The sequence below is a fragment of the Paenibacillus kyungheensis genome, assembly GCF_028606985.1.
In the GTDB taxonomy this organism is placed as follows: domain Bacteria; phylum Bacillota; class Bacilli; order Paenibacillales; family Paenibacillaceae; genus Saccharibacillus; species Saccharibacillus kyungheensis.
In genome coordinates this window covers 1,695,842-1,719,293 of the sequence record NZ_CP117416.1, presented here as the reverse complement: position 1 = coordinate 1,719,293, position 23,452 = coordinate 1,695,842, and the positions used below count along the sequence as shown (strand labels likewise).

General features: G+C 37.3%; 19 protein-coding genes. 5 read left to right on the top strand and 14 right to left on the bottom strand.

The window, feature by feature from the left end:
* Window positions 1-2 precede the first annotated feature (2 nt).
* The 5 genes from PQ456_RS07510 to PQ456_RS07490 form a co-directional block, all read right to left on the bottom strand.
* The gene (locus tag PQ456_RS07510; protein ID WP_273615564.1) at window positions 3-749 is read right to left on the bottom strand and encodes a DeoR/GlpR family DNA-binding transcription regulator; all 747 of its coding nucleotides are present in this window, start codon (window positions 747-749) and stop codon (window positions 3-5) included.
* 367 nt (window positions 750-1,116) lie between these two features.
* A complete protein-coding gene (locus tag PQ456_RS07505; RefSeq protein ID WP_273615563.1) occupies window positions 1,117-2,079 on the bottom strand; it encodes a DUF1861 family protein in 963 nt (320 codons plus the stop codon).
* 20 nt (window positions 2,080-2,099) lie between these two features.
* Window positions 2,100-3,179, bottom strand: coding sequence for a mannose-1-phosphate guanylyltransferase (locus tag PQ456_RS07500; RefSeq protein WP_273615562.1), 1,080 nt, complete (start codon window positions 3,177-3,179; stop codon window positions 2,100-2,102).
* Window positions 3,172-4,281 (bottom strand): prenyltransferase/squalene oxidase repeat-containing protein, encoded by a 1,110-nt coding sequence (locus PQ456_RS07495; RefSeq protein ID WP_273615561.1) that lies wholly within the window; start codon window positions 4,279-4,281, stop codon window positions 3,172-3,174. Before PQ456_RS07495 ends, PQ456_RS07500 begins: the two co-directional genes overlap by 8 nt.
* A 1-nt stretch (window position 4,282) precedes the next feature.
* Window positions 4,283-5,464 (bottom strand): glycosyltransferase family 4 protein, encoded by a 1,182-nt coding sequence (locus PQ456_RS07490; RefSeq protein ID WP_204824797.1) that lies wholly within the window; start codon window positions 5,462-5,464, stop codon window positions 4,283-4,285.
* A gap of 382 nt (window positions 5,465-5,846) precedes the next feature.
* Between PQ456_RS07490 and PQ456_RS07485 the strand changes: the two genes are divergently transcribed.
* Window positions 5,847-6,467, top strand: a complete 621-nt coding sequence (locus PQ456_RS07485) for a 50S ribosomal protein L25 (RefSeq protein WP_273615560.1) — start codon at window positions 5,847-5,849, stop codon at window positions 6,465-6,467.
* Between the two features lie 138 nt (window positions 6,468-6,605).
* Here the strand turns inward: PQ456_RS07485 and PQ456_RS07480 are convergent, their stop codons facing one another.
* From PQ456_RS07480 to PQ456_RS07470, 3 genes are all read right to left on the bottom strand, one after another.
* The gene (locus PQ456_RS07480) at window positions 6,606-7,595 is read right to left on the bottom strand and encodes a D-cysteine desulfhydrase family protein (RefSeq protein ID WP_273615559.1); all 990 of its coding nucleotides are present in this window, start codon (window positions 7,593-7,595) and stop codon (window positions 6,606-6,608) included.
* A 211-nt stretch (window positions 7,596-7,806) separates the two neighbouring features.
* Window positions 7,807-7,980 (bottom strand): hypothetical protein, encoded by a 174-nt coding sequence (locus tag PQ456_RS07475; RefSeq protein WP_273615558.1) that lies wholly within the window; start codon window positions 7,978-7,980, stop codon window positions 7,807-7,809.
* 84 nt (window positions 7,981-8,064) lie between these two features.
* Window positions 8,065-8,718 carry a serine/threonine protein kinase gene (locus PQ456_RS07470; RefSeq protein WP_273615557.1) on the bottom strand — a complete coding sequence of 218 codons (654 nt, stop codon included), beginning with the start codon at window positions 8,716-8,718 and terminating at the stop codon, window positions 8,065-8,067.
* A gap of 224 nt (window positions 8,719-8,942) precedes the next feature.
* Here PQ456_RS07470 and PQ456_RS07465 point away from each other — a divergent pair, with 224 nt between their 5' ends.
* Window positions 8,943-9,320, top strand: coding sequence for a ribosomal protein L7/L12 (locus tag PQ456_RS07465; RefSeq protein WP_273615556.1), 378 nt, complete (start codon window positions 8,943-8,945; stop codon window positions 9,318-9,320).
* Window positions 9,321-9,449: 129 nt separating this feature from the next.
* Here the strand turns inward: PQ456_RS07465 and PQ456_RS07460 are convergent, their stop codons facing one another.
* Window positions 9,450-10,895 carry an FAD/NAD(P)-binding protein gene (locus tag PQ456_RS07460; protein WP_273615555.1) on the bottom strand — a complete coding sequence of 482 codons (1,446 nt, stop codon included), beginning with the start codon at window positions 10,893-10,895 and terminating at the stop codon, window positions 9,450-9,452.
* Window positions 10,896-11,363: 468 nt separating this feature from the next.
* Complete coding sequence (locus PQ456_RS07455; protein WP_273615554.1) at window positions 11,364-13,202, bottom strand: UbiD family decarboxylase; 1,839 nt, start codon at window positions 13,200-13,202, stop codon at window positions 11,364-11,366.
* Between the two features lie 308 nt (window positions 13,203-13,510).
* Between PQ456_RS07455 and PQ456_RS07450 the strand changes: the two genes are divergently transcribed.
* From PQ456_RS07450 to PQ456_RS07440, 3 genes are all read left to right on the top strand, one after another.
* Window positions 13,511-14,587: a polysaccharide deacetylase family protein gene (locus tag PQ456_RS07450; protein WP_273615553.1), complete on the top strand. Its 1,077-nt coding sequence runs from the start codon at window positions 13,511-13,513 to the stop codon at window positions 14,585-14,587.
* A gap of 222 nt (window positions 14,588-14,809) precedes the next feature.
* A complete protein-coding gene (locus tag PQ456_RS07445) occupies window positions 14,810-15,898 on the top strand; it encodes a low temperature requirement protein A (protein ID WP_273615552.1) in 1,089 nt (362 codons plus the stop codon).
* A 150-nt stretch (window positions 15,899-16,048) separates the two neighbouring features.
* The gene (locus tag PQ456_RS07440) at window positions 16,049-17,221 is read left to right on the top strand and encodes a WG repeat-containing protein (protein ID WP_273615551.1); all 1,173 of its coding nucleotides are present in this window, start codon (window positions 16,049-16,051) and stop codon (window positions 17,219-17,221) included.
* A 134-nt stretch (window positions 17,222-17,355) separates the two neighbouring features.
* On the opposite strand, the gene PQ456_RS07435 is transcribed toward PQ456_RS07440, so the two are convergent.
* The 4 genes from PQ456_RS07435 to PQ456_RS07420 form a co-directional block, all read right to left on the bottom strand.
* Complete coding sequence (locus PQ456_RS07435; protein ID WP_273615550.1) at window positions 17,356-18,030, bottom strand: TetR/AcrR family transcriptional regulator; 675 nt, start codon at window positions 18,028-18,030, stop codon at window positions 17,356-17,358.
* A gap of 112 nt (window positions 18,031-18,142) precedes the next feature.
* A complete protein-coding gene (locus tag PQ456_RS07430; protein ID WP_273615549.1) occupies window positions 18,143-19,585 on the bottom strand; it encodes a hypothetical protein in 1,443 nt (480 codons plus the stop codon).
* A 171-nt stretch (window positions 19,586-19,756) separates the two neighbouring features.
* On the bottom strand, window positions 19,757-21,211 hold the full coding sequence (locus PQ456_RS07425; protein WP_273615548.1) for a glycoside hydrolase family 1 protein: 1,455 nt from the start codon (window positions 21,209-21,211) through the stop codon (window positions 19,757-19,759).
* A gap of 35 nt (window positions 21,212-21,246) precedes the next feature.
* Window positions 21,247-23,148 carry a beta-glucoside-specific PTS transporter subunit IIABC gene (locus PQ456_RS07420; RefSeq protein ID WP_273615547.1) on the bottom strand — a complete coding sequence of 634 codons (1,902 nt, stop codon included), beginning with the start codon at window positions 23,146-23,148 and terminating at the stop codon, window positions 21,247-21,249.
* Between the last annotated feature and the right edge of the window lie 304 nt (window positions 23,149-23,452).

Here is a 23,452-nt window from a genome sequence, read left to right as displayed (position 1 = left end):
GGTTATCCCTCGATTATTTTAGTTTTTTGAGCAATCGAACGTTGCCATTGTTCTGGCATCGCTTCTGTGATCAATACGGCTTCATTAAGACTAAACAATTTGGCAAACGTAATCTCACCGATCTTACTAGAGTCAGCTAATATATACGTCTGACTGGACAATTCATGTGCACGTCTTTTAATTAAAGCTTCTTCAGGGTCTGGAGTCGTATATCCCATCTCTGCATCAATACCGTTTGCTCCGAGAAAACATTTATCAAAGCGGAAGTTGTCCATATTTTGGAGAGCTATACTTCCAATAACGGCTTTGGTATGCATTTTCATCATCCCTCCCAACAAATAACTGCGGATCTGTTGATGAACGAGCGCTTCTACATGAGACAATCCATTGGTCACGACTGTAATGTCTTTGGCTTCAATATAAGGAATCATGGCAAGCGTAGTGGTACCTGCATCTAGATAGATACATTCTCCATCCAAAAGCTCTTGTGCTGCTAATTTAGCGATTACATCTTTTTGTTGAACGTTTGTGAATGTTTTTTCGTCCATACCAGGTTCTTGGCTTTTTTGATGAACTAGGGCTGCTCCCCCATGTATACGCTTTAGCAGTTGGCGACTTTCAAGATCGATAAGATCACGTCGAATCGTTGATTCAGAAGCACCTAAAATATCAACTAATTCTTGTAATTTAACTATGCTTCGTTCCTGTAAGCGCTGTAGAATTAAATGGTAGCGTTCTTCTGTCAGCATGTTCATTCCTCCAACTCCAACTATCGTATCACAAACCTAACAAAAAACAATCATTTTCGTTCAAAATAATCCATAAAAATTCAATCAATGACTGTTTTCGTTCACATTTTGATAAATATTTGGAGGAAATTGGATTGTTTGATAAGATTCACTATTATTCTTTTCGGTAAACTAATACATTTTGTAAAGCCATCTGCATCATATGTACGTTATTGATCTCTATTCTAATTGGGAGCGTTTCTATAATAATGATCTGAAAGCTTAATCTGATCATAAATAAAAGGCTATCCCTTATCAGATTACTGACAGGAGATAGCCTTCTTTATTTGTATCGTACTTCTATCTAAAATAGGTTTTTGATAGACTCTTATGACATCGCTTCTGCCAGAACAATCTGCTCGTACTCTGTAAATGGATCAGGAATATCCAGACAATACGATTCTACATCGCTAGCACCTACGTACAAGATCGCACGATCATTCGCTTCACGAGTCATTCCGCCACTGAAAATAACATCTACCAGATCAGGACGCTTAGCAGGTCCTTCAGGAAAATCACTTCGAACTGCTATAATTTTCATTGCAGATTTCTCACGTGTCCATGGATTCACCACAAAAGACATCGCATGATAATGAAGCATTTTCTGTTCGTCTCGATACGCTATATGCCCCAATACACCTAATAAGCCATTTTTCAATAAATGAATTTCGTTAGCGCCGCCCCATTCATTTTTATCAAATTGATCTTTAAATACAGGAGCGCTAATAATATTAGACTCTGACAAATTTTGAAACGATTCAAAAATACCAAATCCAATCAAAGCTACCGCTCCTTCTACACCAAAAGGTCTAGAAAAAACAGCTATATTACCATCAGCCATTTCATTGAGACGAAGATCTTTCATACTCCAGGGTCCACTGACTGCATATTCAAAATCACGAATCGTTTTGCCACGATACAATAAAGTACGCCAGCCGATGATTTTGTGATCTGGTTCTTGATTACGATAAATTTCAACACCACCAAAAATCAATTCATTATCCAGCCTTGTAATAAATGGATCTTGTAATTGAAACGGGGTTAAATCTTCTTTCGGTTCCCAGACATCTCCATTACGAGTAAAAAAGATTACTTCAGAATCTTCGGAATTTCTTGCTTCGACACGTCCAGCAATATACAATTCGCCTTCATTCCAAAACGGAGCTGTAATATTATACACATCCAGATTATCTACTCCTGTAAAGTGAATCTTGGTTCCTTTTTCCTTAGCAGGTGTATATTCTAGCAGTAGTTCCCGGCACGTTTTGATATCCCATTCTAATTTCATCATGAGGTAAGAGGCAACCTTTCTCAGGTATATTCCTGAAGTCCTTTTTCTTTTAGCATGATTACCATATCTTTGATATCTTGCGCACGATCTTTGGCACAGATCAACAACGCATCTTCCGTATCAGCAATAATTAAATGGTCAATTCCTATCGTAGTAATCAATCGCTTTTCTCCATAAATAATCGAATTACGCGTATCAATACCTACATAATTGGCTTTGACAATATTGCCTTCTTCATCCGGTGGGAAAATAGCTCCCAACGCATCCCAGCTTCCGATATCATTCCAACCAAAATCGCCTTCAAGCACAACCACTTCATCACAACGTTCTAGAATACCGTAATCGATCGAAATGTTTTGCAATAGCGGATAAATCTGATTGATCATTTCTTCTTCTTGATCCGTTCCTAGATAAGCAATCAAAGGAACCATCGTTTTGTACAATCTCGGCAGAAAACGCTTAAAATTATCAATAATCGTAGACGTTTTCCAGATAAACATACCACTATTCCATAGATAATGACCCGTTTCCAGATAAGACTTCGCTTTGACAAACGTAGGCTTTTCTACAAATTCAGCCACTTCATATACAGGACAAGGTACACTCATCATAGGTTCACTTTTACATGAAATATAACCATAGCCTGTTGCTGCAAAAGTAGGCTTAATTCCTATAGTCACAATTTTATCAGTTTCCATAGCAATTTGGCATGCTTCTTCTAATTTAGCACGAAATTTTTCTTCCTGAGTAATATGATGATCGGAAGGAAAAACAATCATTAACGAATCCCCATGATTTTTTTCGATATAGAGAGCCGCTAGCAAAATACTGGCGGCTGTATTTTTGGATACAGGTTCGACAAGAATATTAGAAGCTTGCACACTGGTATGCATAATACTTTCCAGTAAAACAGCTTGAGAACGATGAGTCACAATAATCGTATTCTCCATCGGGATGACTCCATCAAAGCGCTGAATCGTATCATTTAACATAATATCATTACCACTGATATTTAATAATTGTTTGGGAAGATCTTGACGGGATAGAGGCCAGAATCTTGTACCTCCGCCACCTGCCAGAATCGTTGCAAATCTATTCATTACCCATCACCGCATGAGCCATGCAGTAAGAGACGATATTCTCTGACCCTTGATTGAGATTTAAGCCTACCGCATGAATTCCATCATAACATCCACCTGTTTGACGATCGATCAACGATTCATTGCGTGAATTGCGACCGTGGAACCACTGATAACATAGCAAAGCTTGATCATGATATTTTTGCACGCCAAGCACTTTGTACGCTTCATAACAAGCCATTAACATTTCCGAAGCTTCAATCGGTTGCTCATCATACGGCGCAGCAGGCTTCCCACGCTGTAACCAACCATGACTACCAATCGGCTTGAAATAACCTTCATCTGTAAATGTTAATTCTGCTAGAAAATCTAAGCTTTCTCGCGCTGTCTGCTGAAAAGCAGCAGTATTCGAAAATTGAGATGCTTTGAACAAAGCCCACGGTAACATAGCATTACCATAAGTCACTTTATCTTCAAACCAATGCCAATCTGCACTGGCATGACCTTGATATAGATTATGCAAACGAATACCCATATTCTGAATCAATGCTTCAATTCGTGCACGTGGTAAGAAAGAGGCGCCTGATCTTTCCCCTGTAGCAAATGGGAATGTATAGGTTAGTGCATCCGGTGTTTCTAACATCGTCGTCAAACCAATTAGCGCATAACCAATCGCTCTTGGCGCGCGGATATTTTCCAAAAAGGGAAGCGCACGATTAATCATAAATTTACAAGTATTCTGCAAATTATCTGGAATCGAAGGTTCAGCAATTGTTACACCCAGTGCCCATAGACATCTGCCCTGACAATCTTCTGAACCTGTTTTTTCTATAAATGTACGATTATAATCCATAAAGTTACGGAAACTACCATTTTCATTTTGAGCATGATAGATAAACGCAAGATACGTATGAACAAGATCCAGAGACGCTTGATCTTGTTTGGTTTTGTATAGTAATACCGCTGCTATTAATGCTCTTGCATTATCATCAGAAGTATATCCTTTTGAACGGTCAGGAATACCAAATTTGGTATGTTGAAAAATACCTGTATCATCGGTTAAGCGTCGTAAATAGTGTGCTGATAGAGTAGATGTTGGCGTTGAATCGATGATATTTTCCATTTTAAACTGCACTCCCTTTTAATCCGTAACTGCTTGACATGACTTCACGAAACAACTGAGCATAAGACTTCGCTACTTCGCTCCACATCATTGTTTTTCCTAAAGCCATCGTTTTTTCTTCCATTTCTGCTTTAAGTGCTGGATGATCTAATATATTCAAAATATGCGTTTCCAAAGAAGCAGAGTCGTTAAATTCTGCCAGCAATCCTCTTCCGTCTGCTAACATTTCTATTGCATAACGGTAAGGAGTCGAAATAATAACTCTTCCATACCCTATGCCATAAGCTAACGTGCCACTAACTGCTTGATCTTTGCCTAAATAAGGAGTCAAATACACATCAGACAATACTAGCGACTGAACCACTTCTTCTTGTGTTAACAGTCGATCGACGAACGCAACATTATTTTCAAGTCCAAGTTCAGATACCAAATCAGTTAGCTTCTGACGATATACTTCACCTACTTGTTGCTTAACCACAGGATGCGTTTTGCCCCAGATAATATAAAGTGCTTCTGGATGCGTTTTGACTACACCGCTCATCGCTTGAATAGCATATTCGATACCTTTACCTGGACTCAAAAATCCAAATGTAGATAAAACTTGGCGATCGCTATATCCATAACGCTCTTTTAATTCTGTACGACTACCTGTGTCAACAAAAGGAACACCATGATGATACATTTTTATTTTTTCAGCAGGAATATTATACACTTCGATTAAGTCCTGTACTTTATTCTCTACCATTGTTACTACTTTATAACTAAGATCAGCAAGTTGTTTCATAATCTGACGCTGTTTATCACTAGGTTCAGATAGAACAGTATGGAAAATAACTATAAAAGGTATCGTTAACTGTGCTGCAAGTTCGACAACATATTCTCCACTTTCACCGCCGTAAATACCGAACTCATGTTGAATAACCAGTACATCTGTATTGGATTGATTCAAATCATTAGCCGCTCGCAAGTAATCTGCCCGTTCAAATTGATTAATTTCTCCCATTACCTGACTGCCGTATTCATAAGATTTATCATTATTAACCGCCATAATATGCGGTGGATTAAAGTCATTTATTTTTTTAATTTCATCAAGCATATCTTGCGAGAACGTAGCCAACCCGCATTCTCTTGGCAGACTTGTTCCCAAAAATACAATATTGCGTTTTGTTGTCTCTTCATTCATAGTTATTATCTCCCTTTTATTATATTTTTTTCCAAAATCAAATAACAAAAAAGAAATAAAGATATCTTTATTTCTTAAGATCGAGTTGATTTTATATTGGAGTGTGTATTTATAGTGTGCGTTATTAAATGTAGTCATGATGTATGTTCTTAGCTGATATGTGTATCTTTCCGTTCCTATCTGCTTCCCTAACTTTACCATTGTATAGATAAGTTGTCAAATAATTCACTTTCTAAGGTAACATATTTGACAAGCACTAAACTTGTAGTAACATATTAGATAACAACAAGAAAATGTGTTCGCATAGCGAGCTGATTAGACATTCATTGCTAATCGGCTTTTTTGCGTAAAATTTTCTTGAATGTCCAAGGAGGCAATACAAATGAGTAATGCTATCGTATTAAATGAACGTAGTAGCCAACAAACAGGTTCGCAAATTCGCGGTCTAAGAAACAGTGGTCATATTCCTGCTACTGTGTACGGCAAAGACATTGGTAGTGTTTCTGTTATGGTGGAAGAGAAATTGTTTTTAGCTACTATTAAAGAAAATCCTCGTGCTATTCTTATGGCTGATATCCCGCAAAAAGGTAAAAAGCCGGTTACGATTCAACATATTCAAAAAGATCCGATTAGTCGCAAAATCTTGCATATCGATTTTCACCAATTGAATATGAATGTAGCGATGGACACTAAAGTAACGATTCATTTCTCTGGCGAACCTATTGGTGTATACGAAGGTGGCGTTATGCAAGTTGAATTGTATGAAGTTGAAGTTCGTTGTATGCCTGATGACTTGTTAAGTGCATTTGAAGTCGATATTACCAAAGTCGGTATCGGTGATCATTTATTAGTATCTGATCTTGAATTCCACAAAGGAATTGAAGTATTAACAGATCCTACAGCTGTTGTAATCAAAGTATCTGCTGCGATTGAAGCTGAGCTAGAAGACGAATCAGCAGAAGCTACTCCAGTCGTTCCAGAAGTAGACAAACCATCAGCATAATCACTTTTTATAGATTTTATACGATATAAACTTATGTTAAAATAAATTACTATCGTATAATGTACTTATTTATCCACAACTTATAAGTCTGCTAACACTTTATTATTGTGTGTTTAGTGGACTTTTTTGTGTTCACTTTCAAAATCGAAACGATGAAGCATGTGGAAACAATCCATACAGACCACCCGTATGAATAAATAAAATGTTTTGCATATCCTCGAATGTGCCTTTGCGAATTTCTTCTAATAACCCGTAAAAAGCTTTGCCCGTATATACAGGATCAAGAATCACACCCTCTAATGAAGCTAAGTCTTGGATACATTTTAATTCTTGTGGTTGACTCTGAGCATAGCCTTTCCCTACATAACCGTCTATGATTTCTATCGCTTTTAACGGTATATGTACAGGTTGATCGATATATTGCGAACTTTCTTGGATAACTGTAGAGATCGCTTTTTGAAAATATTGTTCATCATCACATACATTGATTCCTAAGATCCGGTGCGAAGTTTCAAGTAACTGTTGAGCTAGCAGTAATCCAGCATGTGTCCCACCCGACCCTAATGCTACAACAATCGCATCAAATGAAATTCCTAATTCTTGTTCTTGCTGTACGATTTCTTGTAGCGCTGTATAATATCCAAATGCACCGATGCCACTGGAAGCTCCTTCTGGAATAACATAAGCTTGTTGTCCATGTGCAGAGACTTCACTAGCAATATCATTCATAATATCCATCCGGTGATCAAGATACGCTTCACTACTAATCCAGCGTACTTCGGCACCTAACAAATGATCCAATAGAACGTTTCCTTCATACGTATCAGGTTGCTCACCACGTAATACAACGATAGCTTTTAAGCCTAACTTTGCTGCTGCCGCGGCGGTAGCCCGACAATGATTAGATTGAATCCCTCCACAAGTAATCAATGTATCGCACCCTTGATCCAGTGCTTCACGAATACAATATTCCAACTTACGAATCTTGTTACCTGCAAATTCAGTTCCTGTCTGATCATCTCGTTTGATATACAAAGAATGCCCTTGCAACTGTGCAGATAAACGATCTAATTTTTCTATCTTGGTTGGTAGATTAGCCAGTACAACCCGTTCTGGAAGATGAATCATAAGTTAGACCTCCTTAGTAAATACTAGCATTAGAACAACCAGTTCAATATTGATTGCATCAATCATAATCCTATCTATTACCTTCTTTTTGATAAAGACAAACAATCGGTAGTATGTTGTATTTATTTTCTATGACTATCTTTATAAATATACGCATTAGCTGATTTAATGTATTGTTACTGACTCTTCCAAAAGTATCATCTTTATAAGTTTAAGAAGTCAAATAAACAAAGTACAAAATAGCTAAAATGAGTATTACAAATGCTATACTTATCGAACTTTTGTCCGAAAAATCAATATCTGGCTTGATGATTCGTGTAAGTTTAAACATAAATGTATAACCGGCTACAGCAATAATCGCAAATAGTATAAGGGTAATGTCCATTATATTCTCCTTTATCAATATATGATTTCATTCTGTTCTATTATATAAGGTATGAGTATAACTAAAAAAAGACACTACATAAAGTCAGTGTCTGGCAAATTGGGCTTTTTTACGTTTGCGGTATACTTGATAGCCTTTGCGCACGCCTTCTAACATAACGCCGGGAACAGGAAATAAGATGCGGGAAGCTACTGGTAAATACAAACGGTAATAGGCTTTTTTGAAATCGCTCCACATTTTACATTCTTCTTGTTTATAAAAGTCAGAGATATCGACGATTAATCCTCGTCCATTTTCGACCATGACATTTTTGCCATGAATATCATGAGGACGTAATCCTTTGGAGCGAGCATAATCTAGTGCTGCATCAATATCTTTGATCGCTTGCTCGGATACGAGAATCCCTTTTTTCATACATTCATAGACGGTTACACCACGTAGACGTTTCAATACCAAAAAGTTTGCCCCTACATAATAACAAGCAGAATAGGCAGGATGTACGCCTAGCTTTTCATATACTTTAGCTTCTTCTTGTAAGCCGGGCTTACCGACTGCATATACTTTGACAGCATAATCTTCATAATCAGGATGATAAAATACAGCAGCATAATTCCCTGCACCGAGTAAAATCCATGGCTGAGGTGCATTTTTTACTTTTACAGGCTCCATAAAATGAAAACTTTCTACTATCACATTAGCGATTAATTCATCGGTTACCTGCTGTAATAATTTTTCCATCTAATACGCTCCCTATAGCTTCATTCGTAAAGTCATTATTGTGTGGCTACATATGTAAATGCTGTAGATAATCTACTATATTATTTTACGTTATAATGTGGCAAAAGGCATCATTATTTAATCTATTTATAGTATAAATGATATTCAATCTGTTGATCATATGACCCTATAATTGATCTATGCTATACTCTTGTAGATGAGTACATATAGAAAGGAGTTATCAAATGAATACATATGAAATTGTAGCTATAATTGCGCTTGTGTTGTCCGTACTGTTGTTATTGCGCGTCATAAGCTTGCAAAGTCAACTGAATGAAATGAAATCAGATCTAGAATGGCTCAAAAATCGACCGGGTAATGGAGGACTGACTTCTACCCATCGTCCCAAACCTCTCTCATCGTCTACAGGTGCTCCAGAACATACAAGCGTACCTTCAACGATAGATCAAGCTTCATTTGAAGAACGGATATTGTTTTTGACTCATGAAAACAAAAAAATTCAAGCGATCAAAGAAGTACGGGAAGTTCGTGGTTGGGGACTGAAAGAAGCTAAAGATTATGTAGATCAACTAGAAAATGAATACAAACAAAAAAACCTGTAAGCACGCTTTATGTGTTTACAGGTTTTTTTTATGTGCTAAACTTCTTTGCATATAAGCACTTTTTGGATACATAAGCTCGTTTAGTTGTATATCCGAAATCTTTATAAGACATCTGCGTTACTGTACAAATTATACATCGACAGTGTTGGCTACTTTAGGCCACTGTCCGATAAACTCGTCTTCTGCATAAGCAAAGAATTGATGTAAAATATCTGCTCGATCATCTAAAAATAATTCGTCAGCTATCGCCCCGACTAACTTCGGTATCGCAAAGCGCATCCCTGAAATCGCAGAAGCCGACAAACCACAACTAACCAATGCAGAATAGTTAAACACATACAGCCCATGTAATTTGTCTTTCCCTACTTCATCCCTGCTCTGTAGTGCAAACCCCGGACTAAGATAAGGATGAGCATCCAATAGTGGATTGGCAACTTCTGCTGGTGGTGTATATTTGTCACTCCAACGTGCAATATAAGATTCTACATCTTGCAATTCTGGACGTAACGCTGGATCACTTAACAATCCTGTACTGATAATTAAAAAGTCGAACGAAAATGTACCTTGCGGTGTAGTGACAACAGCTTGGTCGCCCACTTGCTCTACTTTTAGCCACGGTGCGCCTAAATGAAGTTGAAATCCATCCCAAGCCGATGCACGTTCAAATGTATCATTGGTAGGTGGTTGATTATATTTAAAAAAGTGCCCGATAGCTGCATATTTATCTTCATCTTGTAAAGCGGCAAACCGTTCGATCATCCCCGAGACTTCCATTTGGCGAATAGGATTAATACGTGGTAGATGTTCACGTCTTACAAATACATGAGCTTCACCGACACCTTGAGAAAGTGCAAAATTTGTATTATCAAAAGCAGAAGCTCCACCGCCTAATACAGCGACTTTTTTACCTCGTAATGGTTCGAAATCAATATTTGCCGAGGTATGAGCATAGAGATGTGTAGGTAAATGATCACGAATCATCGGCGGAACATGCCATTCTCCGCCTCCTTGTATGCCTGTTGCCAACACTACTTTGCGTGCTAACAATATTTCTGTAGATGATACAGGCGATGATTGTGTACTTTCAATATGCAGACGATGAATCCCCTCTTCAGTCGGTTCAATCATCTTCAAGCGAGTATGATTACGTACTGGAAGATTCAGAATCTGGCGATACCAGCGTAGATAATTCATCCAATCTCCACGTGGAATTTTATCTACTGCTTCCCATCCTTCTGCACCTGTCTGTGCTTCCCACCAAGAGCGGAATGTTAATGAAGGAATACCTAGATCAATAGAAGTTAAATGCTTGGGTGTACGCAACGTTACCATCCGCGCATATGTTTCCCAGGGGCCTTCGACGCCTTCTTTATTTTCATCAATAATCAAAATATTCGATATCCGCTCACGTAACAATCCAAAACCTGCACCCAATCCACTCTGACCACCACCTACAATAACTACATCATAGACATGTCCTTCAGGGTGTTGCAATGGACGTACCCAATCGGCTCCTCCATATGCTAGATAAGAAAGGTCTGTTTTCACACGTTGATTCAGTTCTGCCAAGCTCATACTCTCTCATCCTTCCTGTGCTCTGTATCTATTTGAAGATAGAACAAATCTATATGATTCAGAACTGTTCTATATCAACTCTACTTTTATTTATTAAAGATTATTTTTAACTTTCGAATTTTGATGTAAGAATTGCTAAGGAATAGACTTATTATATATGTATTATTCTTATTTTTAAAAGTTAATGATAGATTTATTGTCATCATTTCTAAATAAGAAGGTGCAAATTGGTAGAATTAACGAATATAATTTCAAATTTTATAAATTATATGTCAGTTAATATTCCATTATGATTCTTATAAATAGTATATTCATCTATATATCACTTCAATATTTAACTTTTCTTACTCTTCATTTCTTACCCTTTGAACTACGAAACGTTTGAAAATGCTTGTTACAGCAAAAAGAACCTTTCTCTATAGGTAAAAGTAAAGGTTCTTTTTAGTATTATTTCTGTGATTGTGTTGATTATGGCTTAGCTAATGAATTCAAACTAGCTCCCTGTACAAATAGTCGCTCAATATGTTGCGCTACCGTAGGATCAGGGATTAATGGTGGAGCTTGATGAGGCTTAGTGCGTGCATCAATAATAACATTATCGCAACCCCAATGCTTGTGCTTGGTAAAGCTATTTACTCCGTATATATCATGAGATGGATTGCTACGTGTAAAGGTAACCCATAAGAAATTATCAATCGTCGCACTTAAAAATGGACTATCATCACACAAAATAATCAATGGACAATCTGGTAATTCACCACGATCGGCAATCACCTGACACAGATCATTTAATTGCTGTTCGTTATGCTCATAATCTACAAAGCTAGCTCCTTGCAAAGCAACCACACCTGGCATGACCAGATGAGCTGTTCCACATTGTGGTAGATCATGTAAGATCGTCGGAACTTCTGTACATAACTCTCGCTTTGGCTCTCCTACAGCAGCAAAAATCACTTTACTACCTGTATTCAATCCTGTTCCTGAATAATCCAGTGTATCAATCGTTGTATTCGTATAGAAATGAATATCACGATGCAAATTGATTCGTTTCAAGATATAAGTAAGAAAATGTTCAACATCGTGAGAATCCAATATTTCTTCTTCTTCCGCTGTCATAAATAAGTACTTGGCAAGACTTAACTGTCCTGTACCTAGAATCCGATTGGCAATTGTTAAAATTTCAGCCGGTTGCTTTACTTTCTGGTAAGGAGTGTATCGTTCACTACCAATTGCAAATAGTAATGGATGTACACCTGCCGCATCAACAGCATGCACTTCTTTGACCCCGGGAATCTCTTGCTTGATCGCTCCACCTGTTAATTCATGAATTAAAGCACCAAAAGCTGTATCTTCTTGCGGTGGTCTACCTACTACAGTAAATGGGAAAATAGCATTTTTGCGTGCATATACTTTATGCACTCGTAACATCGGGAACTCATGTGTCAGACTGTAATATCCAAGATGATCGCCAAACGGCCCTTCAGGCTTTGTCTCATCCGGGTAAATTTCACCTGTAATCACAAAATCAGCATCATTACTGATACAAAATTCATCTACATAACTGTAACTAAAGTGTCGCCCTGCTAACAATCCTGCAAACGTTAATTCACTCATTCCTTCAGGCAAAGGCATCACCGCAGATAACGTATGGGCTGGAGGGCCACCGATAAAACAGCTTACTTTCAGCGGTTTACCTTGACGATTAGCTTTTTCCTGATGAATCCCAATCCCCCGATGAATCTGATAATGGATACCGATCTCCCGATTCAATTCATACTCGTTCCCATTCAACTGCACCCGATACATACCTAGATTCGAGTTCATAATGCCGGGCTTTTCTGGATCTTCACTATAGACCTGTGGCAAAGTCACAAAAGCTCCACCATCATCTTGCCAGTTCTGAATAAGCGGTAGATCAGCGATCTGAATTTCTTCAAATTCCGCAGGTAATCCACTCGATTTTTTCAAAGGTAACGCTTTACGAGCAGACAACCCTGTACCTACATATTGAAAAGGATGCTTCAGTGCTTGCATCGGATTATTGCGTAAAGCAATTACATTTTGCGTCGATTCCCATGTATCTCTAAAAATAAATTTGCTTCGTTCGACAGTGCCAAATAGATTAGAAACAGCACGGAATTTAGAACCTTTTACATTTTCAAAAAGCAGTGCAGGCCCACCTGCTTCAAATACACGCATATGAATCGCAGCCATTTCTAAATAAGGATCAACTTCTTCACGAATCCGAATCAGATGCCCGTTTTTTTCCAGATCATTCACACATTCTTCCATATTACGGTAGTTCATATTCCAGCTCCATTCTGCGTTCATTACTTGATCTATAATATCAGTTTACATTGGTTAAAATTTGATTTAAAAATAAGTATATATGTTATATCCCCATTATGGCATGGCGTAACGATATAGAGATGGTACTATTATGTGAACATGAGATCACTTCTTTTTAGTGTACGATATAATGCTGCAAAACGCATCTTATAGACTACATACGAGTCAGAATGATTTTTTACAGTATATATGTTATATCCCACTCTCTATTTTCCGATATTATGTCTATGGATGCCTCTCACTTTCTAATAAAGGATGATCTATGTATGAAATTATTCAAAACGTCTGTGTATGTGGTTACGGGTCTTGTAACGACAGTAGCGATTGCGCTTATCTTGATGGCAGTGTATTCGGATCGCAATTTCTTCTCATCTTTTACCACTGCACAAGCAGATCGCTTGGGAGATTCTATTCAAGGAACTTCCAACGTAACAGTAAATCCACCATTATCCGCAGATCAACTTCCACCTGTAGAACAATTTGCTTCGATTGCCAAAAAAGATCATTATCAAAATAAAGTGGCTGTACTGATGTATCATGATATTGATCCGATCAAACAAGGTGGAGATATTATTACACCTGCTCTTTTTGCTTCTCAATTGGATTATTTGCGTTCTAAAGATATGAATTTTATTTCACTGGAACAATTCCGTCTTTTTATGAAAGGTGGCAAAGTACCGGATAATGCGGTCTTGGTTACGTTTGATGATGGATATGAGAACTTCTATACTACAGCGTATCCGATTATGAAGGAGCGCCATATTCCCGGTGTAAGCTTTGTGATTACAGGAGATTTCAGTAAAGGCGCTCTTGTAGCCACTCCTCATATGACCAAAGCCGAAATTAAAAACATGACTAGCTCTGATCCGAATATGGAAGTTCAAGCGCATACCGATAAATTACATTACAAAACAAGCGATACTACTGATGCCCTTACAGCTCCACTGGTAAAAGATGGCGTAACCGAGACTCATGAACATTATCTAGCACGGATTGAGAACGATCTTAGACGCTGTGTAGAAGCACTTCGTCCACTTACTCCTCATGTCATTAATACATTTGCGTATCCTTACGGATTGCATACACCAGAAGTAGAGAAAGTCGCTCAAAATGTAGGTATTCGTTATGCTTTTACAACTGAACTTGGTCTGGTCACACGTGATACCGATCTTATGACGATTCCACGTATCAATGGTGGCTCTCCACTGATCGATCCAGAGCGTCTATATAATTCAATCATGTGGGAAAACAAACTACCTGGACGCAATCTATTTATTCCTGATTCGATCCAGCATAGTGGTCGTGAAGCAGGAGAATCGGAAAAGTCTGACACTTCTAAATAAAGAATATGATCTGCTATTAAATACAATCTAGTACCTGTATGAAAATGAATCCGTATAGGTATACCGTCCGCTATCAGTTACTCTAGATAGCGGACTTTCAGGTTGTACTTTTACATATAACAACTACTTAATTATGATAATGCTAAAATAATAAGCTGACACTTTTCTTCCAATTCTATACAATAGATATGGAAATAAGTTTGGTGAAAGAGGGGGCAATTGATGTTAGAAAAAAAGGTGACCTGGCTAGAGTTATTTTATGATCTGCTATTTGTAGCTGCGGTATCCAAAGCGACCCATGTCTTACTTCATGTAGAACATGGTGGCATTTCACTCGAACAGTTAGGTAAGTTTTTACTTATTTTTATTCCGATCTGGTGGGCTTGGGTCGGGCAAAGTGTATACAACAATCGCTTTGGCAAAGACAGCACCAAAGATCGGATATTTATGATTGTGCAGTTATTTTTTGTACTGATTATGACCGCCAGTCTCAATATCGATTTTGATTCAAATTACATACCTTTTCTGATCGGATATATTGGGCTCAGGGCATTGATGGTTATTCAGTACATGATCACCACTACGCAGGAGAAGCATCACCGCCAAGAAACGGCTCGTTTTTTCGGAACGTATTTCTGGGTCGGGATTGTTATTTCATGTTGTTCTTTATTTTTCGATTCATGGATTCGTTATCTTATTTTGTACGCAGGTATAGCTGTCGATATTATTGTGCCTTTGATCGGTCGCAAAAATCTGGTCAAAACGCCGATTCATACTGCGCATTTGCTAGAACGATTTGCTTTATTCACATTAATCTTATTAGGAGAGTCTGTGATCAGTATGTTGTCTGTACTGCAATCTGATCAATTTACTCCTTCGTCGATCTTGTTTGCAGCAATGGCATTTGTGTTGATTATTGCAATCTGGTGGCAATATTTCGAAAATGTCGAAAAGCATGTGGATAAAGAAAAACAAACTGCTGGACAAACGATTATGTATGGGCATCTATTTATTTACTTTTCACTTAGTATGATTGCGGCTGCGATTCAATTGCTTTTTTTAGAACAACTTTCGTATCTATTTATTTTGAGTTTTACCTTTGCGTCTGTATTGATTTACTTTTTAGCAGTAATGATCGTATTCCATCGCTATCGCTACCATAATTTCAAGCCACGATTTCAAGTGATGATCGGACTTGCACTGACACTGGGTATATTATTCGCTTTCGATTGGTTGGTAATGGTATCACCGCATGTGGTATTAGCGGAATTGATGGTGTTCTTTATCGTATTTGCTAAAGTCACTACGTAATATGTGTATTAATTGAATTTTTAACAACTCCCTGTATTCGATCATCCATGATGATTTTATTACGGGGATTTGTTAACCATATGATAGTAAAAGAATAAATCGCTAGTGTAATAAAATCTTTTACCATACAAAGGAGCTTATTAGAATCTAATGAAAACTATACAAAATACATTTATTGCTACTATATTGTTATCAGTAGTATCAGGCTTAGTTTGTCCTTTAACTATTACAGAAGCTTCTATTCATCCATCATTACAGACGACAAATATGAAAACTGTTCTTTCTTCCAACAAAGCAGATTTAAAGATAGTATCCTCGAATATAGACTATAGTACTCCTCTAGCTCAAAGTGATGGACAATTTCACGATGGTCTTCTTTTTGCTCAAACCACAGATGGTAAATTGTTATTTTATAATACTGCTGGCAAACAAAGTTTTATTCTACCGCAGAATTTAGTCCCCATGTCTGATTTTTATCAACAACGTGCTTTAGTTAAAGATATAAATAGTAAATTATATGGATACATAAATACTAAAGGAAAATTAGTAATTGATTGCAGTTATATACAAGCAAGTTATTTTTCAGAAGATATTGCTTATGTCCAAAAAAGCAAATCCGATAATGGTTCTTTTATTAATACCACTGGTAAAAAAATACTCGATTTAGAACGAAGTTATGATTCTACTTTTAATTTCACAGAAGGATTAGCCCTTTCTTATTCCAAAAATAGCGATAAGATCGGCTATCTTAATAAAGCTGGAAATATAGTGATTCCTTACAAATATAATTATGGTCGTAATTTTTCAGAAAAGTTAGCTGTTGTTCAAGATGGTAACCAAAATTATGGATATATCAATAGAACGGGAAAAGTAATTATTCCTTTCCAATACAAAGCAGCTGGTGATTTCTCACAAGGATTAGCACCTGTCCAAAATAAAAAAGGAAAATGGGGATTTATTAATTCAAAAGGGAAAGTAGTAATTCCTTTTCAATTTAATCAAGCGGACTCTTTTAGCGAAGGATTAGCAGCAGTATATAATGATAAAGGAAATGTTGGATTTATTGATTCTACAGGGAAATGGATTATTGCTTATCAAAAATATAATAAAGCAACTTCATTTCACAATGGTGTAGCACTAATTGGGGTTACTACAAGTCATTCAAGTAAACTTGGTTATATTGATCAAAGAGGAAAACTTTTGACAGCACTTGCATATCGCTCTGGTTCAGCTTTTAATGAAGGATATGGTGTACTTATAAACTCTTTAAATCAAGCCACTATTTATCAAAAATATTTTTTTGAAAACAATCTATATGAATAGATGCGTAATATAGTAAAAACCAAAAATTATTTATCTTTTTTTTCAAATTATAGATAGTTATAAAACCCCATGTATCCAAACCTCAGCAAGAGGTAATATACATGGGGTTTTGTTTTTAACAATAATATGATTTGTTATAAGTTGTTAACAATTCGTTGTTCGATTCCACTTAGAAAAATATCCAGCCCCGCTTCAAACATCTCATCTGTACCCACTTCTCCAAATAAGCCATTGGTATACATTCTGCGAATAATACTGACTTTTTCAGGTGGGACTTGTTCAAATGCACGAAGTGCCCATTCTTCTAATGACTGTTGATTTTCATCTTCCAACTCATTCTCTACTTGTTGACGTTCATACTCGTCTAATTCATGACACAATACATAGTTAATAATACAGATAATATAGTTAAACTTTTCTTTGTCTGTAAGAGAGAGTGGTTCCAGAGCTTGTAGAAATTGATCAATCATCTGTAAATAATCACTTTCTAAAGGCAATGTTTGCATTAATAATTGTGCAGAGCAAGAATACTTTTTTAATTGATTACGCATCGTAACAGCATAATGATGTAATTGTTCTTTCCAATCTCCCTCTGGTTCCATAGCCAAAAGAACATCTTTGGCTACATGATTGGCTAATGCTTGAAAAAGCAATTGTTTGCTTTTAAAATACCAATAAATCGACGGTGCTTGAATCCCGATCAGCTTGGCTAATTTACGCATACTGAACTTTTCAATTCCATCTTGAGTTAACAATTCCCATGATGCTTCTAACACTCTGGCTTCTGTCACTGCTAGTTTTTTATTCATGTTATCCCTCTTATCTAACCCTACAAAATTGGTCTTTACTTCTTATTTGTTCATGATAACATCTAACAGTGTTAGATTCAACTTGTAGGGTTAGAAAGACAGTCTACATATTTTAATTTGATGATTCTACTTTCAAATTATGACTGATATCCGACCAACTGATAACAGCGTCATTTTCATCAAATCTTATCATCGAATATTCATAACTCCATGTATTCCCTATAATAGAGGTTGGTGTTCCCATAGCATGGATAACTTCTTGTTTAGATGAGTGTGTAGTAAATGGTCTAGCATTCTTTTGGACTGATCCCAAAGATACATTCAGATTACGACTGATATTTGACCAGCCTTTAACGAGATGATTTCTATCAAAATTCACCATCGAATATTTGTAACTCCATGTATCACCTGTAATAGAGGTTGGCGTTCCCATTGAAGCTACTACATCTTTTTGAGTAGAATATATTGTAAAGGCAGTACTGTATTCATTTTTTTCACCCATATACACTTTCAAATTATCACTTATATTTGACCATCCCTTTACTTTTCCATCCTGATCGAATTGTACAAAGGAATAGCTGTAACTCCAAGAGCTTCCTAAATCTGATGTTGGATTACCCATTACGGCTTTAACTTGCTTTTTGGTTGAGCCGATAGTAAAAGTTTCCTCTGGTACTTCTGTGACTACCAGTTCTGATTCTTCTACAGGTATAAGGGATGAAGTCTGATCTTCTGTATCTTCTTCAAATGAATAATCATCACTTTTCACAACTTCATATGGCGTAGTTGATAAAGGAGCTTCTACTTTATTGTCTGCTGTAGTGTAATCTGCATGATTGTCTACAACATTATTGTTTATAGCATCATTTCCACTTGTACCTGTATTTCCAAAATTGGACGGAGTTGAATCGTCTTCGATCTGTGCATCAAATGATCTTATAGAGCTGTCTGAATTATTTTCAACTATAGTATTAGCGGTAGAACCAGCTTCCAATGTGTTGGGTTCATGATTCCTTATCGTACCTATAAAGACACCTATAATAAACATAATATACAGAATCGCTAGTAACCAAGATATAGATAGTCCTATAATATTGATTGTCTTCTGTATGATGTTAAGCATTTTAGAAAAAAATCTAGTGGTTCCTTTCATTTCATGCTCTTCTTCTAAAGTTGTATCTAATAATTGATCCAAAACATAATCAGTATCTCTGCGGTTAACATTTGTATAGTCCAGAAGTAATTGTTGTTCAGCCTTATACGTTACTTCATAAGCATAACTTGTAGCCGATATATTAGAGACAAACATCTCAAATTCATTACTTATCCCTTTTATTTTTTTTAAGTTTTCAAATGTATGGTCTTCAGCGGATAAATGAACAAATTGACGAAGGATATGATTACGAACCATAGCACGAAGAACTTCAATCTTGGTGGTTCTATATGTATTTCGATAGACAGGGGTAGTATTAATAAATCGCTGATTTTGCTGAATTTCAAATTTCATCGCTTCTAATGTGTGTTCTTTGGCAAGTTCTCGTAATAAGTTATCCAAATTCCTTCTCCCCTGTCATTTATATACATCTTATTATGACTTAATAGCTTAGATAATTACAATATATTAAATTGCTAAATATTGATTAACATAAAAAAAGTCTGCTTACCCCTTTTTAAGGAGCACAGCAGACTTTTTATTGTATCGTAGCAATAATTTATTCAAATATCTCTATTCCAACACTGCTCCATTACTCTCAATCACTTTCTGATACCAGAAAAAGCTATCTTTACGTGAGCGATCCAGTGTGCCTTTACCTTCGTTGTCTTTATCCACATAGATAAATCCATATCGCTTCTTCATCTCGCCTGTACCGGCACTCACAAGATCGATACAACCCCATGGCGTATAACCGATTAGGTTGACTCCATCAGCGATCGCTTCTTGCATCGCGACCACATGTTGCTTCAAATACTCAATCCGGTAATCGTCATGAATACTGCCATCTGTTTGTACTTCATCGACAGCACCCAGACCATTTTCTACAAGCATTAATGGAATCTGATAACGATTATAAATATTATTTAGTGACCAGCGTAATCCTTGTGGATCGATCTGCCATCCCCAATCACTTGCTTTGAGGTACGGGTTTTTGAGTCCCATCGAGAGATTACCGCCTACTTGTTCTTGATCAGGATCAGCGCTCACACAAGTGGAAGAATAATAGCTAAATGTATAATAATCGACACAGCCTTCTTTCAAAGTCTGCTCATCTTCCGGTTCGATCACAAGTTCAATCCCATGATCTGCAAAATAACGCTTAGCAAAGCCCGGATAAGCACCTCTCACCTGTACGTCTGAACACAAGAAGTTCGTCAAATTATCTTTCTGTTGTGCTAAAATCACATCTTCTGGATTCGAAGTCAGCGGATACGAACACATATAAGCAATCATACAACCAATTTTGAAATCAGGATTAATCTGATGCCCTAACTTTACAGCTTGGGCACTAGCAACAAATTGATGATGAAGTGCTTGATATCGTGCTTGCGGATCATCTTGTGATGTATCGACTAATTCTCCATTGCCTTCGGGAATCATCGCTCCAGCTAGAAATGTTCCAAACGGTAATGTCAAAATATTGATTTCATTAAAGGTCAACCAGTATTTCACTGTGTCTTTGTACCTTGTAAATAAAGTCTCGCAATAACGTGTATAGAACTCTATCAGACGACGATCTGACCAACCGTTGTATTTTTGCGCCAGAGCAAAAGGTGCTTCATAGTGAGATATCGTTACTAATGGCTCAATATTATGCTTTTTCAATTCAGCAAATACTTGATCATAGAACTGTAATCCTTCTTCATTAGGTTCCAGATCATCGCCATTCGGGAATATACGTGACCATGCGATCGACATGCGGAACACTTTAAATCCCATTTCGCCAAAAAGAGCGATATCTTCTTTATACCTATGGAAGTAATCAATCGCTTCATGGCTCGGATAGTTTAATGCAGGATCGAGTTCCGTTGTGATTCGGCGAGAAGTGGTATGTGTACCTGCAGTTAACATATCCGAGGTGCTTAGACCTTTCCCCCCTTGATCATATCCGCCTTCTAGCTGATTCGCTGCTGTTGCTCCTCCCCATAGAAATCCTTGTGGAAATGTAGGCTGTAATGCGCTCATTGTGCAATTCCTCCTGTTAGATAGTCGTCAGTATATTAGATCAAAACAGTGATCAGATCTTCTTTGAAATGAATCGCTTGTTTATCTGTCTGTACTACATCTTGGAAATTAGCTGTATTGGAAATAATAACAGGTGTAGTCACGATATATCCAGCGGCTTTGATCGCTTCGATATCGAATTCCATTAATAATTGTCCTTTGGTAACGATATCGCCTTGTTTTACTTTTGGTGTGAAATGTTTGCCTTTTAACTTCACGGTATCTTGTCCTACATGGATCAAAATATCGACTCCATGATCACTCGTAATCCCGAGTGCATGCCCTGAGGACAACATCGAAGTTAATACGCCATCAACAGGCGAATATACTTTACCTTCAGACGGTTCAATCGCTATCCCTTTACCAAGCGCACCAGAAGAAAATGCTTCATCTTCTACCGCACTAAGTGGAAGAATCGTTCCTTGTAATGGACTTGCAATCGTTTCTTGAGCAATTTGGATCGTTGTTTTAGGCGCTTGTGGTTCTGTGACTTTTGCTGTTTCTTTATCGTCTTGGAACATCGCATACATAATGGCAAATCCAAGTACAAAGCTAACTCCAATACCGATCAACATTCCATAAAATCCAGCATCGATACCATTTGGACCGATATAACTTGGAATCCCGAAAATACCTAATCCACCCATAATATAAGCTTTAGTACCTGCAAACCCGATAATACCTCCACCTACCGCAGCCGCTATACAACTGATAATAAATGGTTTTTTACGAGGAAGCGTGATTCCATAGATCGCAGGCTCTGTTACACCGAAAATACCCGAGATAAATGCCGGAATCGAAAGCGATTTGAGTTTGACATTTTTCGTTTTAAGTAAGATCGCTAGTACAACACCTGTCTGTGCAAATGAAGCGCCGAACATCCCTGCTAAAACTGGATCGAATTTCATCACTGTTAAGTTATTGATCACAATCGGAACCAGACCCCAGTGTAAGCCGAAAATAACAAATACTTGCCAGAATGCACCGATCAACATTCCTTCAATAATCGGGCTTAAATTATAGACAAATAGTGTACCTGCCCCTAACAATTGACCTGCCCATGTAGCGATAGGTCCAATAATAAGTAACGTTAACGGAACAATAACAAGCAATGTACAGAACGGAACCAAGAATGTACGAACAACACTTGGAATAATTTTTTTGAAAAATACTTCTAATTTCGAACCTACATACGTTGCTAAAATAATCGGAATAACACTAGACGAATACGTCATCAAAATGACAGGAATTCCTAAAAACGTAATGTGGATCGGTGATTCAAACAATGTACCTGCAAATAAGGTATACAATGGAGCGCCAGCGGTTAAGCCACTAAGCGAAGGGTAAACCAATGTTGCTCCAATCGCCATCCCGATAAATATGTTGGCATTGAACTTTTTCGCAGCCGTATAACCAAGAAAGATAGGAAAGAAATAAAATAGACAATCACCTAATGCATTAAGAATCTGGTACGTTCCTGATTCTGTGGTTAACACATGTAGTGCAAGCAATAATGCGGTAAATCCTTTAATCATCCCTGTTGCACATAACACGCCCAGAATCGGAGTAAATACGCCAGAAATCATATCAATAAAGCGGTTGAATAAACTGACCTTTTCATCACTGGATGTATCTTGTGCTGTATCAGCTTGAAAGCCTCCGACTGCATTTACTTCGGCATACACATCAGGTACATGGTTACCAATAACGACCTGATATTGTCCACCACTCTGAATAACAGTTACAACACCATCCATATTTTTAAGTACATCCGTATTTGCTTTGCTTTCGTCTTTTAATTTAAAACGTAATCGTGTGATACAGTGTGTCAAACTATTTACATTTTCCCGACCACCGATATTGTGGATAATGTCTTTTGCCAATTGTTCATATTTCATGGGATATCGCTCCTTTGACAGTGAAGTACGAAAAAAGGCAAAACCTAACTAGACCGCGTATAGTCATATACGATACGATCTGATTAGGTTTTGCCTGCATGACCAGTAACAATCCTATAGATATTTTGTTGAGTGTAGCTACATACTTAGCAGTGGTTCTCGCTTTATAGTAAGCGCTTACTATAAAGCTATACTTATTGCTTCAGATCGAGATATAATACGCAAAAAGGCAAAACCCAACACATGTCAGACCTAGCTACATGTACTGGGTTTTGCCTTTTCAGTAACAATCCCTAAAACAAGA